The organism is Marinoscillum sp. MHG1-6 (assembly GCF_024714475.1).
In the GTDB taxonomy this organism is placed as follows: Bacteria; Bacteroidota; Bacteroidia; order Cytophagales; family Cyclobacteriaceae; genus JAMZMI01.
Genome location: NZ_JAMZMI010000002.1, coordinates 517,192 through 535,961 on the forward strand (window position 1 = coordinate 517,192; position 18,770 = coordinate 535,961).

Genomic DNA, 18,770 nt, shown 5'->3' on the forward strand with positions numbered 1-18,770 from the left:
AGCAGATCTTAAGTAACCATCCGTTATCCTCAAAAGTTTAACAAAAAATCCCGCTGAAATTTACAGCGGGATTGCAAGTAAAGAGTTAGAGTTTAGTTAATAATGATCTAAGTTAATCAATTGGCCATTGCCATCAAAAGATCACTTTGGGTAATAATATGCACACCATTTTGCTCATCTCGAACCAGTAAGGCTTTAGCTTCCTTACTAATCAGAGAGGATAAAACGTCGATCGTATTGTCCATCCCCACGAACTGGAAACAGGGATCCATAATGTCATTTACCCGCTGATCTTTGACATCCGGATTTTCCAAAATACTCTTTAGGACCTTCGTGTCGTTTAGGCTACCAACAAATTCATCGCCATCCACTACTGGAATCTGGTCTATTCCCAGCTGATTCATCTTCAGAATTGCTTCTCCAACTTTAGTGTTTTTATTGATGGTTTTTAGCCTTCCATTACCATTCCGGTGTTCAATGATATCCTTGGCTGTGGCAAACTTTCTGGATTCTAAAAATCCATGATCCTTCATCCAGTTGTCATTATAGACTTTTCCTAAATACCTCGTTCCATGATCCGGCAAAAGGATCACCATCACATCCTCTTCCTTTAAATTTTGCTTTGCATACTCCAATGCACCGAAAACCGCCGAACCGCATGACCACCCTACAAAAAGGCCTTCTTCTCTGGATAGTTTACGAGCCATGATGGCACCATCCTTATCAGTAACCTTCACAATGTGATCTACTGTATCAAAGTCAACATTGGCTGGTAATATATCCTCTCCAATGCCCTCGGTCAGATATGGGTAGATCTCCTTCTGATCAAACTCACCGGTCTCTTTATATTTCTTAAATACGGAACCATAGGTGTCAATACCAACAGTCTTGACCTTCGGATTTTTTTCCTTAAGGTATTTAGAAGCTCCACTGATGGTCCCTCCAGTGCCCATTCCTGCGACATAGTGAGTGAGTTTTCCATCAGTATCTTCCCATATCTCCGGGCCTGTGGTCTCATAATGCGCAGCGGTATTTGACAGGTTATGGTATTGATTCGGATAGAAGGAGTTAGGAATATCCTCATTAAGCTTTTTAGCCACGGAATAGTATGACCTCGGATCATCAGCTGGTACGTTCGTTGGGCACACAATCACTTCTGCACCCATTGCTCTGAGTACATCCATTTTTTCCTGGGACTGCTTATCAGCAAGTGTGAAAATACATTTATAACCTTTGGCTATGGCCACTAAAGCCAACCCCATTCCTGTATTACCTGAAGTACCTTCAATAATGGTTCCACCTGGCTTCAACACCCCCTCCTTTTCAGCATCTTCTATCATTTTTAAGGCGATTCGATCCTTCACGGAATTACCCGGATTGAAGTATTCTACCTTAACCAAAATGGTTCCCGGTATACTCTTATTCACTCGATTCAGCTTAACCAGCGGTGTATTCCCAATTGTATCGATCAATGATTCGTAGTAATGCATGGCTATAATGATGTTTCAAATTAAAGTTATCGAAATTCGCAACCCGGAAGCCAGAACGACAGTATCTTTTCGGTATCTTCTAAATCATTTTGACCTCTTGCTGGTTAACAATATGACAAAACAAAAAAATCCCGTGGCACAGGAAGGAAAGTCACAAAATGTGCACTTAAGGCATCTTCAGCTCTCAGATTATCCGGAACTGAGAGATATAATGACCCAGGTCTACGGTAAAGTGAAGGATCCTTACTGGGAACGCATGGACATCAAAAGACTTCTGGAAATTTTTCCGGAAGGTCAGCTTTGTATAGAACTTGAGGGGAAAATGGTTGCCGTAGCCCTGGCTATTATTGTGGATTACAAAAAGTATGGCGACAATCACACCTATCAGCAAATTACGGGAGGAGAAACCTTCAGTACTCATGACGCACTTGGAGACGTACTCTATGGGATAGATGTCTTCGTTCACCCTGAATACAGAGGACTCAGATTGGGTAGGAGGTTGTATGACGGGCGTAAGGAATTATGTGAAAACCTTAACCTGAAGTCGATTCTTGCCGGAGGGCGAATACCTAATTATGCCAAGCATGCTAATGAGCTGACACCAAGACAGTACATCATCAAAGTACGCAATGGCGAGATCAAAGATCCAATCCTCAATTTTCAGCTCTCCAATGACTTTCACGTCAAAAAGGTTCTGAAAAACTATCTTCCGGGAGATACCCAATCGAAAGACTTTGCTACCCTTCTGGAATGGAATAACATTTATTTCCAGGAAAATGAAGCTTTGATCAATGTGCCTCGCACCTACGTACGTATCGGACTGGTACAATGGCAGATGAGACCTTTTGCAGACTTTGATGCGCTGGTAGAACAAATGGAATACTTCATCGATGCTTTTGGAGATTATCAATCCGACTTCATCTTGTTTCCGGAGTTATTCAACGCTCCCCTTATGGCGGAGTTCAATCAACTGGGTACACATGAAGCGATTCGGGGACTGGCTAAATACACCGAGCCACTCAGGGAAAAATTTACAGAGTTCGCCATTTCGTACAATGTCAACATCATCACCGGATCAATGCCTGAAACCCGTGGAGATCATTTGTACAATGTCTCCTACCTATGCCGGAGAGATGGATCCTGGGACAGCACCTCTAAAATTCATATCACGCCGGGAGAGGCCAGCTCATGGGGCATGACCGGAGGCGACAAAGTAGAAGTATTTGATACGGATGCAGGCAAGATAGGGATTCTGATATGCTACGATGTAGAGTTTCCTGAACTAAGCCGAATATATGCCGAGCAAGGCTTGCACATCCTTTTCGTGCCATTCCTGACCGATACCCAAAATGGATTCAACCGGGTAAGATACTGCGCCCAGGCACGTGCCATCGAAAATGAATGCTACGTTGCCATCGCAGGATGTGTAGGTAACCTGCCCAAGGTCAATAACATGGATATTCAGTATGCGCAGAGCGCGATCTTCACTCCTTCAGATTTTGCGTTCCCGACTAATGCTATCAAGGCCGAAGCAACACCGAACACGGAAATGACTGTAATAGGTGATGTAGACCTTGAGCTACTCAAAGAACTACACGAGTTTGGAAGTGTTCGTAACCTAAAGGACAGGCGTAATGACCTGTACCAGGTAAAGATCAAGAAATAAGGAGCTTTGGTTTACTACCAAAGCTCCTCCACATGTTCAGCAATGTAGCGGTCGTACACCGATTTCACTACCTTCATTTCCTCGATGGACATTTTCGGCCTTCCTGAGACATCCATATTCGAGATCACCTGAGAGGATTTGCTAGCGCCGGGGATAACCGTACTCACCTCCTCAAAACTCAGAATCCATCTCAAAGCCTCCTCGTATAGTCTATCTGTTTTCAGTCCTGATTTCAATTCATCCACAGCCTTAAATCCCTCATTTAAAGGAACACCTGAGAAGGTCTCGCCCTTATCGAATAGCTCTCCATTCCTATTGAAGTGACGGTGATCGTTTTTATTAAAAGTTTGGTCAGGACTCATTTTCCCTGAAAGCAAACCGCTCGCTAATGGAACCCTCACAATGATTCCAAGATCACGCTCCTTTAGCAATGGAAAACACTCTTTTAGTGGTTTTTGTCGGAACATATTGAAAATGATCTGAACCGTCTCTACTACATCATAATTACTGGCCTGCATCGCCTCCTCTACCTTCTCTACACTCACACCAAAATGGTTCACCTTTCCCTCTGCCTTGATGTCCTCAAGCTTCTGAAAAATTTCATCCCGGTAAAAAACAGGTGTCGGTGGGCAATGAAGCTGCACAAGGTCCAGATACTCGAGACCCGTATTTTTTAGTGCTTCATCTACATATTGCTCTAATATTTGTGGCGTATACCCTTCTGAAACATGCGGACTGATTCTCCTGCCGATTTTCGTAGCGATGTATAGCTTGGATCGATTGGCTTTAACATATTTGCCGACAGCTCTTTCGCTGCTCTGATCATCGTAAACATCTGCAGTGTCCAAAAAATTCACTCCATTCACCAGGGCTGTTTCAATGATTTCGTTCGCTATTCTCTCATCAAATCCGCTACCCCAGCCTCCGCCTACCTGCCAGGTTCCCAAAGAGATTTCAGATACTTCCAATCCTGTTTTTCCTAATTTTCTGTATTGCACGTTTTACGTATTTTCGTTCCAAAGAATTCAAAGCTAGGATAAAACCTGAAGACCCTGGCATGAAAACCGATCTCTCGAGATGAAAGAAAAAAAGAAGCGAATCGCCGTGTTCTGTGGATCACGAACAGGTAATCACCCTGAATATGAAAAAGCTACTAAGGAATTAGCACGACAGATGGTCGATTCAAATATTGATCTCGTCTACGGAGGGGGTAAAATTGGATTGATGGGGATATTGGCTGATGAGGTGATGAGGCTTGGTGGAGCGGTTTATGGTGTGATCCCTGTCAAAATACTGGATATGGAGGTAGGTCATGATGGCATCACCGAACTGATCGTGGTAGAAACCATGCACGACCGTAAAGCGGAAATGGCTAAGATGTCCGATGGCTTTGTCGCCCTGCCCGGAGGCATTGGCACGATGGAGGAAATCATTGAGGTTTACACCTGGCAGCAATTAGGTTATCATAACAAGCCATGTGGCTTTTTTAATGTCCTTGGTTACTTTGACGCTATGATTTCCTTTTTGGATGAAATGGTCGAAAAGAATTTTTTATCCGCTGACATTAGGGATCGGATTATCGTAAAAGATTCTGCCAAATACATCGTGGAAAGCTTCATTCAGGAGATGTAAGAATGTTCCATTTAGCCACGGTCACGATTATTTAATGTTTGCTTAACTTTGGCCCACCTACAAAGTGAAAGAATAGGAATAGTCGAAAGTGAAAAAACAAAACCTCAAATGGAATAACCTACTACTGTTCTTTGAGATCGTTGCTTTCATTCTATTGCTTTCATTCATCGTGCTCAATAGCATCTATCAATTCGTATAATTCACGGGATTTCCGTCCGGGCATATGAACGATAAAAACTAGATTTGCCAAATGGCGAGGGAAGAACTGGACGGATATCTAAGGGAGCTAAATCCACCACAACTTGAAGGAGTAATCAATACAGAAGGGCCCACTATGCTTATTGCAGGTGCGGGTTCAGGGAAAACACGTGTTTTGACCTATCGTATTGCCCATTTAATGAAACACCACAAGGTGGATCCTTTTAATATCATGGCATTGACCTTTACCAATAAGGCGGCCAAAGAGATGCGTAACAGGATTGAAGCTATTGTAGGCGCAGAAGCCAGAAATCTATGGATGGGAACCTTTCACTCTGTTTTTGCCCGAATTCTTCGAGCTGAAGCGAGTCGGCTAGGCTACCCCAGCAACTTTACCATCTATGATACAGATGATTCCAAAACGCTGATCAAACAGATCGTGAAGGAGATGAAACTGGATGACAAGTTGTACAAGGCGAATCTTGTTTACAATCGTATTTCTGCAGCTAAAAACAGACTGGTCTCCTGGCAACAATACCTCAACGATCCGATTTACGCAGAGGATGATGCAGCCAACCGCCGACCGGAGATGGGGAAAATTTACAAGGCCTACTCGCTGCGATGCTTTCAGGCAGATGCGATGGACTTTGACGACCTCCTCTATCAGACCAATATCCTTTTCAGAGATCATATAGACATACTCAACAAATATCAGCAGCGATTCCATTACCTGCTCATTGATGAGTTTCAGGACACCAATATCTCACAATATGTGATTGCGAGAAAGTTGGCCGCCGTTCGACAAAATATAGCTGTAGTGGGTGACGATGCACAAAGTATCTATGCCTTCCGTGGTGCTGACATCCAAAACATCCTCAACTTCGAGCGCGATTATCCTGATCTGAAGGTTATCAAACTGGAACAGAACTATCGATCAACCAAAACGATAGTGAATGCTGCGAACTCAGTGATCTTTAAGAACACGGCACAGCTTAAGAAGAATGTCTGGACTGATAACGAGGATGGTGAACTGATCGACCTGATCAAAGCGACCTCCGACAATGAAGAGGGCAAGCTTGTAGCCTCCTCCATCTTCGAAACCAGGATGAAGGAACAGGCTAGTAATAATGAGTTTGCGGTACTTTACCGAACCAACAGTCAATCTCGAGCCATAGAAGAATCCCTTCGTCGCAACAACCTCAAATACCGGGTAGTGGGAGGCCTCTCCTTCTATCAAAGAAAAGAAATCAAAGACCTTATCGCTTACCTTAGGTATATCGTCAACGCCAATGACGAGCAGGCCATGCGACGAATTATCAACCTACCTAAGCGAGGGATCGGACCCGGTACGATCGAAAAACTTGTGGTAGCGGCTAACGAGAACAATGTGCCACTTAGTGACATTCTTGACAGAGCAACCAGCCATGTGGGTGGGCGTGGTGGCACCCAGGTTGAAAATTTTGCAACATTGATTAAGAGCTTTCGGCTGACCAATGAAAAGAAGGATGCCTACGAGACTGCGGCACACGTAGCAAAAACATCCGGTCTCATGAAGGAGCTTTACGAAGATAAGACCATAGAGGGCCTAAGCCGCTATGAAAACGTCCAGGAATTACTCAACGCCATCAAAGAGTTCACAGATGACCCTGAGAGGGAGGACAAAACCTTAAGTGCTTTTTTACAGGAAGTGACCTTGCTAACAGATGAGGATCGATCTGAAAATCCCGAAGAAGCTATCACCCTGATGACGATCCATAGTGCAAAGGGTCTTGAGTTCAATTATGTCTACGTCGTGGGCATGGAAGAAGAGCTCTTCCCTTCACAAATGATGCTCAGCAGCCGTACAGATCTGGAAGAAGAGCGACGACTCTTTTATGTGGGGATCACCAGAGCCAAAAAGAAACTGCATCTGAGCTATGCCCTCAACCGATATCGATTCGGGACCCTCAAAAATTGTGAACCCAGTCGATTCCTTGAAGAAGTCGATCCGGCTTATCTCAAGGTGAATAAAAAGTTCTCTACAACCTCGCCGTTATCATCAGCTGACAGCTACATTACCAAAAACTTTGTATCCAACCTCAAAAAAGATAAGGCCAACAGGCAATTTGCAACACGAGTCAACCATACCCCAAGTCCTGACTTCAAGCCCTCAGACACATCTACTTTGACAGTAGGCATGAAAGTAGAGCATCCGAAATTTGGTTTTGGGTCCGTTAGCGAAATTGACGAAGAAGGGTCCAACAGAAAAGCAAAGGTTAACTTTGACAGTGCAGGGGAAAAGACACTGCTTTTGAGCTTTGCGAAGCTCCGGATTGTTGACTGATACGTTTTGACGTAGAACTTTTACGTGCTTTTGTTGTAATTTTCAATAAAAACGCAAAAACACGGCAATTCATTTAAATTTTAATGCTATTCATTGAAATATTAGCATAAAAAAGAATTAAAATTGCTAGCATCAAAATTTTATTCTGAATGCTCAGCCTGCCAAAACCTGAATTACTGGGTCCCATATATGATGAGGCACACGAAATTACTCTCAACGAGGGTGATGTGCTTAGCGAGCAATTTGCCAAAGCCGACTACTTCTATTTCTTGCTGGAAGGGAAAGTAAGTTTCTTTCTGAAAGTTGAAGAAGGTACCGAAGAATTAATGGTGGGACAAACTGAGGAGCCGCTAACTCCTATCGGTTGGAGTGCGCTCACCTCACCCAATAGATATGCCACAACAGCAATTGTCTCATCAGAAAATGCTCGCCTGTTATGCTGGGAATTTTCTGTCCTGGAAGAAAAGCTTCTCGACGACAGTGTGAGCATTAGCCTGATTAACCTTATTTGTTCACGATGTACCTTTTTAATCAGGGAAGCAACTGAGTTACTGTCCACCATGGCATCGGGAATCTATGGTGATCAGATTAATGCAGCCGTAGAACAATACCAAAGCACCAAACTTCCGGAAGAAGAAGACATCGTTCAGTTTTTAAGGCAGTCTCCTTTTTTCGAAATTTTTGAGGAAGATCAATTGGAGTTTCTAGCCAGACACCTGGAAAGAAGACAGTACCGAACTAATGATGTCATTTATGAGCAGGGCACAGAAACGGATGGCATTTATATACTCGTTTCGGGAAAGGTTACTTTCTCTTATAGAGATCAAAATGGGGGTGTGATCGGATTTAGAAACCTGGTAACTCCAGGGTTTATGGTTGGATGGTCCGCCTCTATTGGTGCTAAAACACTGGTAAGTGCTACCGCCAAGCAGGAAACTGTTCTTTATGTGATCCCAATCGAATCTCTGAACTGGTTTGCAAAAAAGGATCTAAAGTTTTCAAGAGAATTTCATTACCGACTGCTTTGGTTGATAGGTCACCAGCTTCAAGCCATACGGGCCCGTTTGATTTCAGCAAAGTTCAATCATGAGATCATTGCTATTAGCAATTTGATTGAGCAAAACAGCACGAACCTCAAACTGACTTCTGAATTACATAAGGTTCCTCATTTGCTTCAGAACAAGCTGACCATTGAAAATGGCATTCAAATACTGGAGAATTTGAAGCGTAAAGGGGACCCACAAGAAAAAAACATCGCGGCTCTTTGTCTGGACACGGTGGTAGAGGTGACCCGGGAACTTAACTTCTACAATGGATTGGTCAATGTGTATCAAGAAGTCACTAACTCTCCGGATGACTGGACGCATTCGGAAGTGCGGAAACATTGTGCATATGCATTCAGCGAAGTGTTTTCAAATGCAAAAACCGTCATCGAGGGATGGGAAAATCTCCCTGATGAGCCAGGTCATATTTTTATTTACAACCATCTAAGAAACCACCCTTTCAATACACTTCCGAACAATTTCCAAATCACCCTGGACTCCCACTTCATCAGTTCAGAAATACTCATGAAGAAATATGGGGATCCCGGAATACGGATTGTACGGATTGGAAGAGGAGGCGAGTATGGTCACCAGGATTACTACAATCGGCTTGGGCATATTGATGTTTTCACGAATGAATCAGACCCCAAAATGAACACTAAAGAGCATCGCGAGAAAAAGCGACAGGAGTTCTATGAGGTAGCTGGCGCCTATTTGAAACAAAACGTTAATTTATTGATCAGTCCTGAAGGAACCTCATTTGGAACAGAGGAATCTCCCGGACCATTTAAGGCAGGTGCCTTTAGACTTGCTCTGAATACTCGCCCGGAACCATTGATTATACCGATTTCAATTGCGAATTTTGACAAACGGGTGCGAAAGAACACTTTTTCAGTGATCATCAATCCGCCATTTAGGGTAAGTGAGTATATAAGCAAGGCTGGAGATAAAAATGAGATGAAGCTTTTCCTTACCAAATTAAGGGAGAAGTTTAGGGAATATGTAGAGTTGACTGCAGATCAGGCCAACGAACCGATTAGCATTCCAAGATATGGGAGAAAAAGCAATTGAATTAAACATGTTTGAAGACGAAATTATCTCGTTGGAGAATCAACTGGACGAACTTGAGGATGATAAGAATCTTATCGTTTTTTATGGGAGCTCCTCCATCCGCCTTTGGACAACCATGCGAGAAGATCTATCACCTTTGAATGTGATCAATTTGGGTTTCGGAGGATCCTCATTTGGATGGTGTGTACATTATTATCAACGTCTTTTCAGCAAGCTGAAAAAGCCGGATCATATTGTTTTTTATTGTGGGGACAATGATCTTGACAATGGCCTTTCCCCTGACAAGGTTTTGAAGAAATTTCGACAATTGGTTGGGCTTACCAGGACGGATTTTCCCAAGACACCGATATCAGTGATAACGATTAAACCGAGCCCGATAAGAACACTTCTTCAACCGAAGATTATTCTCACGAATAATCTCATCCGAAAAGAATTGAAGACTCTGCCCAAAACAGGTCAAATAAATGTCTTTGATTCCATGCTCAATGAAAGAGCAGTTGCCCGGCCTGAACTTTATCTTGAAGATCAGCTACACCTAAATGAGAAGGGATATAAAATTTGGAAAGGAGTGATCAGGAAATACTTCGGTATTTAGTTTTCCACAACCGCATACCGCTCCACTCTCTCCTTGTCACCAATTTTCCTGGATGCCTCCAATAGTCCCTCGACACAATCACATTCATTATTGCTCTTGTAGGAAGCCTCAAAGGATTCAATCGCATCATTGTAGTATCTTTTACCGGTTTCCTGATCTTCGAGAGCTGCTATAGTGGCTAAACCCAGGTAAACTTTCCCCATTAACTCATTAGTTTCCCAGGTGGGTCCGATAAAAGTAACTGCCTTCAAATAGTTTAATGATCGCGACAATAATGCCCACCTCGCTAACGAATCTGAGACATTTTGCGAATTGGCATAGGCTAACTCAGCCTGCTTCTTTAATTCTGGATAGATATCATACAGTTCCTTGCTCGCACGCTCAACCCATGAAGGTATTCCAAAAGAACGAACCTTCTTCAGATCACTGTACGCTGATAAAAACAGCGCTACATTTCCCTGATCACTGGAAGCTCCCTTTCTTGCAAGGCGAATGTAAGAAGCTGCCCGGTAGAAATACGACTTGGAGGCATCATCAAGGGACAAGGCTCCCGGATTCTCTAGAGCCAGATTAATATCACGAATGGCTCGTTCATAGGCTCCTCCCGAAAAAGCAATAATGCCGCTGGAGATGTACCTTTGCTGAGCAAATAGTGTGGTAATAACGAATAGATTAACTACTAAAAGAAGATATCGCACTAAGGGCTGGTTTTGGTCACCGCAATATTACAAAGCCTATTGCTATCGTCATAAAATATGCCGGACAAAGAACCCATCATACTCCCTCCCAAATATTACCTCGATTACTTCAATTACTTAATTGAATTTGTAACTGAGTTCTCGGGCCATCTACTAGGTGATGTTGGAGAAAATTTCATTCACTGTTATAAACAGTTAGATGAAAACTCCCAATGCACGATGATCCGTATGGCCAATAGAAAGGGTGAATATTTCAGACTCTCGAAATTTAGTTATGAGGAGATAGATAACATTGGGCAATGTATTGAAGAATTAATCGAGAATGATTTCGCATCATTGGACCCTCCCATTGACCCGCTACTCTTCAACCTGTTTACCAAAAATGAGCTCATAAAAATCTTCCCGGACTACGAGTTTCAAAAGCTTAAAAAAGACGAAATCCTTGAATTTCTTGCAGAGCATGCCTCTACAGAGGATTACCAACTGCTTAGCCGAAAGGAAACCATTATTCATTTTGTCAGACAAGAAGAGGTAGACTTTCTGAAACTCCTCTTCTTCGGACATAATCATGGCATGATGACCGAGTTTGTGATCCGGGACATTGGAAATATTAAACTGGAAGATCACGAAGGCCGAACCTTCAAGCCCTGGTTTGATTGTCACGAGGAAGCTAGCGCCATTTTTGAGCTATCAAAACTCAATCGGCTTATCAAAGAATTGATTTCTTTCGGTTTACCCGAAGAAGTGCTCGACCTTATTTCTCCCATCAACTGGAGTCGTATCATTAATTACAGAAATGCACGTAAGCCAGCTAATCGCCTCATGCTTCGTTTGGGAGAATATTTTGAGAAATCTGGATACTTTCAGGAAGCCATCACCTACTATGAGCTGGCACATCAACATCCCGGACGTGAACGCAGAATTAGGATTTACAATAAGTTGGGGATGAAAGATGAGGCAATTGATCTGGCTTCATTTGTATTAGAAAAACCCTACAACGCTACCGAGCTTACTTTTGCGAAGGATTTTCTGGCCAAAACAGGAGCCAGAACTTTACGAAGCACCACTGAGCGAATTAAACAGGGACTCGTTGTGGAGATTGAATCAGATAGTAATAAGAGGGTTGAACAACTAGCCCTGGTCTATTTAGAAGATCAGGGATATCAAGGCCTGCATAGTGAAAACTTTCTCTGGCGTGGACTATTCGGACTTACTTTTTGGCAAGAGCTGTTCGACGTATCCAGTGCCACCTTCCACCATCCATTGGAAAGAGGGCCTTCAGACCTCCGTTCAGAACAATTCTACATCGAGCAGGAACCTTCCCTTCGAGAGAAGCTTAAAACGTTTCGATCTAAAAAACAGCTCGCAAATCACCTGACAGAGACTTATTACAGCAAAGAAAACATCAACAATCCCCTCGTGGTTTGGCATGAAGACTTGCTGATGGCCGTTATCAAAGCAGTAGAGCTCCTTCCCCTAAAAGGGCTTAAAAAGGTGCTGTTGGAAATGGCCAGGAATATGAAAGATCATAGCGCAGGATTTCCCGACCTTTTTGTATGGAAGTCAAAGCAGTATCACTTCTACGAAATCAAGTCCCCCAATGACCACCTTTCGGCTCAACAGCTCTTTTGGCTGGACTTCTTTGATACTGAAAACATAAATGCAGATATCATGAGAATCAAATATCTCTGATGGCTAAATTTCAGTACCAAATAATCCTTATATTCAGGACAAATAAAATTGAATGAAGATATTGATGCTCGGGTGGGAGCTCCCGCCCATTATTTCCGGAGGTTTAGGTGTTGCCAGTGAAGGAATTACCAATGGAATGGTTAATCTTGGTCACAAAGTAGAATTTTTACTTCCAAAAAAGAACAGAGCCCATAAAAACAAACCTTTCAAGGTAATAGACTCAAATGCCATTTCATTGGATTTTAAGTTGTGGCAAAAAGAGGTCAAAGTGACCGAAATAATCAGGGAAACAGAGGTAGCCAAAAGGCTTATTCCCTACCTGCCAGCAGAAGTATTTGAAATAGCACGAAAAAAACAAATTGTCATTGAAAAACTGGAGGATAAGCAAGAATCAGCATTACTCGACAAAGTGGAGCTAACAGGTGAATACACCAAAAACCTTCTTAGTGAAACATCCAAGTATGCCTTGCTAGCGGCACAGCATTGTCTTAAAAACAAATATGACATCATCCACGCACATGACTGGGTTGTCTTCAAAGCAGGTGCATTATGCGCTAAAGAAACCGGATTACCACTTTATGTTCATTGTCATAGCACCGAGTACGATAGGAATGGCAGCTACGCTCAGGAGGATATCATTCGTGAAGAAAAATTGGGCTTTGAGGCCAGTACCAAAATCTTCAGTGTGAGTGAAATGGTCAAGCGCACCATCGTCTCTAAATACAAAATCAACCCAAAGAAAATTGTAGTTGTACCCAATGCCCTCGAGGAAGAATTGGCCTCGGTCAAAAAAGCTTCAACCAAAAAGAAAAAGACAATCATTTTCGTTGGGAGATTTACCCACCAAAAAGGCCCTTTTGTCTTCGTGGATATTGCTCGTGAGCTGCTCAACAAAGGAGGCGATTACGAGTTCATAATGATTGGGGATGGCTATCTAAAAGAACAACTCATCCGAAAGGTCAACCATCTTAACCTTTCGGACCGATTTGAATTCCCCGGTTTTCTAGTAAGAGAAAAAGCACTGGAACAGCTTCAGAAAGCTGACCTGTTAATCGCGCCCTCCTATGCGGAGCCTTTTGGTTTGGTTATTCTGGAAGCTATTCTCAATAAGGTGCCAGTACTCGCAGCAAAAGGAACGGGCATATCAGAATTCGTCCCGGGCCTCGTACAGATTGAACTCTGGGATACTTTCAACTTTATCCAGAAGGCAAGCCGACTGCTAAAAGATGTTCCTTACAAAAAAGAGGTCGTCGACCTGTGTCTTTCACAGGCTTCAAAGTTGAGTTGGGAAAAATCAGCCAAAATCATCGAAAAAGCTTACGCATCATAATATGATCAGTCTATGGGAAAAGGAATCCTTTATATCCTTCGATATCATCATCGTTGGAGCGGGGATCACCGGTTTCTCTACGGCAGCTAGTCTTAAGGAAAAACATCCCGAACTTAAAGTTTTAATTCTGGAAAGAGGGCTTATACCCACTGGAGCAAGCACACGGAATGCCGGTTTTGCATGCTTTGGAAGTGTCTCCGAATTACTAAATGACAGGCATACTCTTGGCGAAGAGGGAATGGTTGAGCTCGTGGAAAAACGGTGGAAAGGGCTTCAAATGATGATTGAACGACTTGGGGCCAACACGATCGATCTTGAGAAAAAAGGAGGATACGAACTCATCACCGAATCGCAGGAATTTCTTCTGGATAAAATTGAAGACACTAACGAATTGATCCGTCCAATCTTTGGCCAACCCGTGTTTCATAAAAAGGATGATCAAATCTCACCCTTTGGGTTAAGGAGAGTAAAGCATCTGATCTACAATGAATTCGAGGCTCAGCTTCATTCCGGCAAACTTCTTCATTCCCTTTGGCAATATTGTTCGCGTTTAGGGGTTCAGGTGATCACGGGCGCTGAGGTTACCCACTTCGAAAATCAAGACAATTTCATTGAGGTAAGAACCAACTCATTGAACTTTCAGGGTAAAAATCTCACGATTTGCACCAATGCTTTTAGTAATAAGTTTATAACCTCCAACATCGATCTGAAGCCCGGAAGGGGGCTTGTGATGTATGTCAAGCCAACTAAAAAGCTCCAATTTGAAGGCACCTTTCATTACGATGAAGGTTACAACTATTTCAGAGATTTTAAGGGAGGAATCATTCTGGGCGGGGGAAGAAACCTGGCGTTAGAAGAGGAAGAAACAACTGAATTTGGCACGAATGAGAGGATTCTGAATCATTTGGAGATGCTACTTCAGGAAATGATCATACCTGATCAGGAATATTCAATTGAGCAAACATGGTCGGGAATTATGGCCTTCGGTGCTACCAAGTCTCCCATAATCCAAAAAATAGATCAAAATTGTTTTATCGGCATTAGACTAGGAGGAATGGGCGTAGCGATCGGGAGTATGGTTGGTGAAGAGCTATCTGAGCGAATTTTAGAATCGGGATTATAAAAATTTCTTTTAATTTTCAGTTTGGCTAAAAGTGAATCTTGTGGCGACAGAAAGAAGTGAACCTAACTTAATCCAATCATTTATCCCCATCATTTTCCTGATCGTTGCCCTGTCCATCAACGTTGGATTGTTTGGCGATGCTGCGTTGGACGGGTCCAATCAGATCATTTTGATCCTTTCTGCAACAGTAGCCACAGGAGTTGCATTAAAAATTGGCTTTAAATGGAAAGAAATAGAATCAGGGATATTGAAGAGTATCAACTCAGCCATGGCTTCAATCCTCATTCTTCTATTTATCGGATCGCTTGCTGGCACATGGCTGCTTAGTGGGGTGGTTCCGGCCATGATCTACTATGGGCTTCAGATACTCAACCCTTCTATATTTCTATTCGCATCTTGTATAGTGTGTTCGGTCGTATCACTGGCAACAGGAAGCTCCTGGACCACAGCGGCCACGGTCGGAATAGCTCTTATGGGTATTGGAAAGGCTTTGGGAATTTCAGAAGGGTTAATTGCGGGCTCGATTTTGTCGGGAGCCTATTTCGGAGATAAGATGTCACCGCTTTCTGACACCACGAACCTTGCTCCTGCCATGGCAGGAACGGACCTTTTCACACACATCAGGTACATGACGATCACTACTATCCCAAGTATTAGCATCACCCTGATCATTTTCCTGTTTATCGGATTTAATCTTGATTCATCAGGTTCAATCAACGCCACAGCAGATATCCTTCAGGCCATAGATGATAAATTTTACATAAGCCCCTGGCTATTCATTGTGCCCGCTGTAGTAGTCATACTTATTGTAAAAAAAATACCTGCATTACCCGCTATTCTAATAGGAACGATACTGGCCTCCATCTTTGCAATGATCTTTCAAAAGGACATGGTCATGGACGTAGCCAGTGAGCAAGTAACAGCATATGGTTTTCTGTTGGATCGCTTAAGTTCTGCTTTCCCAATATTTACTGGACTTTTCTTAGGCACTGTGCAATCTTTATTCGGTGACGTGAACATCACTACCTCTAACGAATTAGTGAACGAGCTCCTGAGCTCTGGTGGAATGAAAGGCATGCTTGGAACCATCTGGTTAATTATCTCCGCCATGATATTTGGAGGGGTTATGGAAGGAAGTGGCATGCTCAAAACTATTGCTTCCAGCATCATCAGGCTTGTCAATTCGACTGGTGCTTTGATTGCCTCTACGGCGGGAACGTGTGTGTTTTTCAATATTACTGCTTCGGATCAATACCTCGCCATTGTAGTTCCCGGAAGAATGTACTCAGATATTTATCAAAGAAAAGGACTCGCCCCCGAAAACCTTAGTAGAACGCTAGAAGATTCCGGTACCGTAACCTCGGTTTTAGTACCATGGAACACCTGTGGAGCTTACCATTCTCAGGTTCTTTCAGTTTCTACGTTTACGTTTGCCCCTTATTGTTTTTTCAACATCATTAGCCCGCTTATGACCATACTCATTGGAACCATTGGTTATAAAGTGAAAAAATTAACAAAGAAAGAACCTGAGGTAGCTTGAATTTCAGAACATTCATATCCAAAGAAGAAGTACAGTCACTCGACCTGATCAGGTTTGAGGGAGACATCTATGTCATTGAGACCAAGGAGGAGCTTGAAAAGGCTCTGTCCAATTTATCTCAGGAAGAATACGTCGGCTTTGATACAGAGACGAAACCAAGCTTTACCAAAGGCGAATACTACGACCCAGCTCTCATACAGCTGTCCACGCTGACACAGTGTTATTTGATCAGACTAAAAAAGACCGGGTTTACCAACGACCTGGTGGCCTTTTTTGAAAATAAGCGAATCAAAAAAATAGGAATCAGCATTCGGGACGATATACGGGATCTTCAAAAAGTACGCTTGTTTGAACCCTTGGGGTTCCTGGATCTCAATCATGTTGCGGAAAGAATGAGCATCACTCAAATTGGAGTAAGAAGTCTCACCGGAATATTCCTAAATCGAAGAGTTTCGAAAAGTCAACAAACTTCTAATTGGGAAAATGCGCAACTGACGGAGTCTCAGAAAAACTATGCAGCTACAGATTCATGGATTTGCATGAAGATTCTGGAAATATTGCAAGAACGTGGATACCTATAAAGCCCCTTGGACTTTCAGCTCTGCATCCAATAGTTCAAAAGCCTCCTCGAGATTCGGAACATCCTCGTCCTTTACGGACAAAATGTACCTACACGCGTCGGTATATTGCTTATCTCTATACTCAAGGTCAAAATCTGCCAATATTCGTTCTACCGCAGCAGTTTCATCATAAGCGAACGTAAGTTCTACCAAAGTTTGGGAATACACGACCTGCACATCCACTTTACTTAACGCATCTTCAGACGAAGTCTTATAGGCATGGATCAAACCCCCAACACCCAACTTTGTCCCGCCGAAGTATCGCACCACAACAACCAGGGTATTCGTAAGCTCATGTGATCTGATTTGTCCAAGAATGGGATCGCCTGCGGAATGATTAGGTTCCCCATCATCATTGGCACGAAATCGCTGGTCCTTCAATCCAATAATGTAGGCATAGCAATGATGGCGTGCATCGTAATACCTTTTTTTCAGCGCGGAAAGTATAGATGCCACCTCCTCTTCACTTTCTACAGGGTAAGCATATGCCAAAAACTTGCTCCCTTTTTCCTTATACAGACCATCGGTAGGTTTAGCTATAGTGCGGAATTCATTTTTCATTCCAACCTAAAAATGATGGCCTTGGCATCCTGCTCTGCCTCTTTGGTTTCTGCGTATTTCATTGATAGCTGGGCGTAATCAATGGCTTTTTGGTTCTGCCCTTTTTTCATATGATATTTCGCCAGCCCCAAATAAGATAAACTCACATAGTAGTCATCTTCCTGATTCTCATGATCAATCTTATCCACGACCATATGATAGTAGAGAGCAGCCTTCACCCAGTTTTCATTTACCACCTGCTCATACAAACCCATGTAGGCATTTCCTGCCCGGGTGTAATAGGGCTTCTTCGCATCTAATAACTTCTGAATATGACTAAATTCCGCCTTTTCAAACTCATTTACCCCTGCAAGGGACTCCAGGTATTTTGCCGACACATAGTAATTGCCCGGGTAAATGCCGGACAGTTCCAGCAAATAGGATTGAGCTAGTTGCGGCAGCTCCTCATATCTTAAATAGATGTAGGCCAAATAGACATAGGACTCTACCTTGGTCAATACTCCCTTTCGGCAGCCTTCTTTGATCTGATTTAATCCCAACTCAGCATCTCCACTTTTGAAAAACCATAGTAGCGGTTTGTAAGAAGGGTGCCGCTCAGGATATTTCTCACGAAAGTAATTATACACCCCTTGCGGAAGATAAAATTCAGGATTTTCCTCGGGCAGGTCATCAGACTCCCGAATCAATGTGTATGCTTTACCTGCTTCGGTAATGGCCTTCATATAATTCCCGGCATCAGCATAATACTCCGCCATGAGCCCGTGAGCCGTCATTTCAAAGAAGATAGCCTCTGGATGCTCCTGCCTGGCTCCATCAAGCCGCTGGGCCAACCTAACCGTCTCATTCAGGTAAAAGATAAAATCATCAAATGCTGGCAGCTCAGTAATATCAGGGATATTGGACCACAGGATATTCATGGCAAAAAGAAGGGCTACCACCGGATGTTCGGGCAGAACCTGATCCACAGAATCTATATAGGTATTAGCCAGATCAGTCTCCATATTGTAAATATGATCCACAGCATTTCTCACCCGCTCGATATTCCTTGGGTTATCAAATAACTGGGCATTCACCTGACCCACAACGCAAACAAAACCAATGGCTACGATCGCCTTTTTAATCACACCTGATTCCTTTAAAATTTTCATCGCAATTTAGGCCAACTTATCCTTTTGAGCAGTCAACCCC

The 18,770-nt window shown here is 43.0% G+C and carries 15 protein-coding genes; 10 read left to right on the forward strand and 5 right to left on the reverse strand.

Annotation, left to right across the window (positions count from 1 at the left end):
• Positions 1-116: 116 nt before the first annotated feature.
• Entirely contained in the window at positions 117-1,490 is a 1,374-nt protein-coding gene (locus NXR94_RS05980; RefSeq protein ID WP_258103682.1) for a cystathionine beta-synthase, read from the reverse strand.
• Between the two features lie 112 nt (positions 1,491-1,602).
• Between NXR94_RS05980 and NXR94_RS05985 the strand changes: the two genes are divergently transcribed.
• Positions 1,603-3,156 carry a bifunctional GNAT family N-acetyltransferase/carbon-nitrogen hydrolase family protein gene (locus NXR94_RS05985; RefSeq protein WP_258103683.1) on the forward strand — a complete coding sequence of 518 codons (1,554 nt, stop codon included), beginning with the start codon at positions 1,603-1,605 and terminating at the stop codon, positions 3,154-3,156.
• Positions 3,157-3,170: 14 nt separating this feature from the next.
• Here the strand turns inward: NXR94_RS05985 and NXR94_RS05990 are convergent, their stop codons facing one another.
• Positions 3,171-4,154: an aldo/keto reductase gene (locus tag NXR94_RS05990; RefSeq protein WP_258103684.1), complete on the reverse strand. Its 984-nt coding sequence runs from the start codon at positions 4,152-4,154 to the stop codon at positions 3,171-3,173.
• A gap of 79 nt (positions 4,155-4,233) precedes the next feature.
• Between NXR94_RS05990 and NXR94_RS05995 the strand changes: the two genes are divergently transcribed.
• The 4 genes from NXR94_RS05995 (at position 4,234) to NXR94_RS06010 (ending at position 10,018) form a co-directional block, all read left to right on the forward strand.
• Positions 4,234-4,788, forward strand: coding sequence for a TIGR00730 family Rossman fold protein (locus NXR94_RS05995; RefSeq protein WP_258103685.1), 555 nt, complete (start codon positions 4,234-4,236; stop codon positions 4,786-4,788).
• A gap of 250 nt (positions 4,789-5,038) precedes the next feature.
• A complete protein-coding gene (locus tag NXR94_RS06000; RefSeq protein ID WP_374987998.1) occupies positions 5,039-7,309 on the forward strand; it encodes an ATP-dependent helicase in 2,271 nt (756 codons plus the stop codon).
• 149 nt (positions 7,310-7,458) lie between these two features.
• Positions 7,459-9,423, forward strand: coding sequence for a cyclic nucleotide-binding domain-containing protein (locus NXR94_RS06005; RefSeq protein ID WP_258103686.1), 1,965 nt, complete (start codon positions 7,459-7,461; stop codon positions 9,421-9,423).
• Entirely contained in the window at positions 9,404-10,018 is a 615-nt protein-coding gene (locus tag NXR94_RS06010; protein ID WP_258103687.1) for a GDSL-type esterase/lipase family protein, read from the forward strand. The genes NXR94_RS06005 and NXR94_RS06010 overlap by 20 nt, the downstream gene beginning before the upstream one ends.
• On the opposite strand, the gene NXR94_RS06015 is transcribed toward NXR94_RS06010, so the two are convergent.
• The gene (locus NXR94_RS06015; RefSeq protein WP_258103688.1) at positions 10,015-10,716 is read right to left on the reverse strand and encodes a hypothetical protein; all 702 of its coding nucleotides are present in this window, start codon (positions 10,714-10,716) and stop codon (positions 10,015-10,017) included. The two genes, NXR94_RS06010 and NXR94_RS06015, sit on opposite strands and share 4 nt — an antisense overlap.
• Positions 10,717-10,773: 57 nt before the next feature.
• Between NXR94_RS06015 and NXR94_RS06020 the strand changes: the two genes are divergently transcribed.
• From NXR94_RS06020 to NXR94_RS06040, 5 genes are read left to right on the forward strand one after another with little or no spacing between them, the layout of a single operon-like run.
• Positions 10,774-12,408: a VRR-NUC domain-containing protein gene (locus NXR94_RS06020; RefSeq protein ID WP_258103689.1), complete on the forward strand. Its 1,635-nt coding sequence runs from the start codon at positions 10,774-10,776 to the stop codon at positions 12,406-12,408.
• A gap of 52 nt (positions 12,409-12,460) precedes the next feature.
• Entirely contained in the window at positions 12,461-13,738 is a 1,278-nt protein-coding gene (locus NXR94_RS06025; protein WP_258103690.1) for a glycosyltransferase family 4 protein, read from the forward strand.
• Between the two features lies 1 nt (position 13,739).
• Positions 13,740-14,861 carry an FAD-binding oxidoreductase gene (locus NXR94_RS06030; RefSeq protein WP_258103691.1) on the forward strand — a complete coding sequence of 374 codons (1,122 nt, stop codon included), beginning with the start codon at positions 13,740-13,742 and terminating at the stop codon, positions 14,859-14,861.
• A gap of 40 nt (positions 14,862-14,901) precedes the next feature.
• Positions 14,902-16,401, forward strand: coding sequence for a Na+/H+ antiporter NhaC (nhaC, locus tag NXR94_RS06035; protein ID WP_258103692.1), 1,500 nt, complete (start codon positions 14,902-14,904; stop codon positions 16,399-16,401).
• Positions 16,398-16,982, forward strand: a complete 585-nt coding sequence (locus NXR94_RS06040) for a 3'-5' exonuclease (RefSeq protein ID WP_258103693.1) — start codon at positions 16,398-16,400, stop codon at positions 16,980-16,982. Before nhaC ends, NXR94_RS06040 begins: the two co-directional genes overlap by 4 nt.
• Here the strand turns inward: NXR94_RS06040 and NXR94_RS06045 are convergent.
• Both NXR94_RS06045 and NXR94_RS06050 read right to left on the reverse strand, forming a co-directional pair.
• Positions 16,977-17,582: a YigZ family protein gene (locus NXR94_RS06045; RefSeq protein WP_258103694.1), complete on the reverse strand. Its 606-nt coding sequence runs from the start codon at positions 17,580-17,582 to the stop codon at positions 16,977-16,979. The two genes, NXR94_RS06040 and NXR94_RS06045, sit on opposite strands and share 6 nt — an antisense overlap.
• Positions 17,579-18,730 carry a hypothetical protein gene (locus tag NXR94_RS06050; protein WP_258103695.1) on the reverse strand — a complete coding sequence of 384 codons (1,152 nt, stop codon included), beginning with the start codon at positions 18,728-18,730 and terminating at the stop codon, positions 17,579-17,581. The genes NXR94_RS06045 and NXR94_RS06050 overlap by 4 nt, the downstream gene beginning before the upstream one ends.
• Positions 18,731-18,770 lie beyond the last annotated feature (40 nt).

What these genes read in the sequence shown, in the direction of transcription:
- NXR94_RS06020 (WP_258103689.1), top strand. Translation starts at nt 10,774, where the DNA reads ATGCCGGACAAAGAACCCATCATACTCCCTCCCAAATATTACCTCGAT.
- NXR94_RS05980 (WP_258103682.1), bottom strand. Translation starts at nt 1,490, where the DNA reads ATGCATTACTACGAATCATTGATCGATACAATTGGGAATACACCGCTG.
- NXR94_RS06030 (WP_258103691.1), top strand. Translation starts at nt 13,740, where the DNA reads ATGATCAGTCTATGGGAAAAGGAATCCTTTATATCCTTCGATATCATC.
- NXR94_RS06010 (WP_258103687.1), top strand. Translation starts at nt 9,404, where the DNA reads ATGGGAGAAAAAGCAATTGAATTAAACATGTTTGAAGACGAAATTATC.
- NXR94_RS06025 (WP_258103690.1), top strand. Translation starts at nt 12,461, where the DNA reads ATGAAGATATTGATGCTCGGGTGGGAGCTCCCGCCCATTATTTCCGGA.
- NXR94_RS06005 (WP_258103686.1), top strand. Translation starts at nt 7,459, where the DNA reads ATGCTCAGCCTGCCAAAACCTGAATTACTGGGTCCCATATATGATGAG.
- NXR94_RS05985 (WP_258103683.1), top strand. Translation starts at nt 1,603, where the DNA reads ATGACAAAACAAAAAAATCCCGTGGCACAGGAAGGAAAGTCACAAAAT.
- NXR94_RS06045 (WP_258103694.1), bottom strand. Translation starts at nt 17,582, where the DNA reads ATGAAAAATGAATTCCGCACTATAGCTAAACCTACCGATGGTCTGTAT.
- NXR94_RS05995 (WP_258103685.1), top strand. Translation starts at nt 4,234, where the DNA reads ATGAAAGAAAAAAAGAAGCGAATCGCCGTGTTCTGTGGATCACGAACA.
- NXR94_RS06050 (WP_258103695.1), bottom strand. Translation starts at nt 18,730, where the DNA reads ATGAAAATTTTAAAGGAATCAGGTGTGATTAAAAAGGCGATCGTAGCC.
- NXR94_RS06000 (WP_374987998.1), top strand. Translation starts at nt 5,039, where the DNA reads ATGGCGAGGGAAGAACTGGACGGATATCTAAGGGAGCTAAATCCACCA.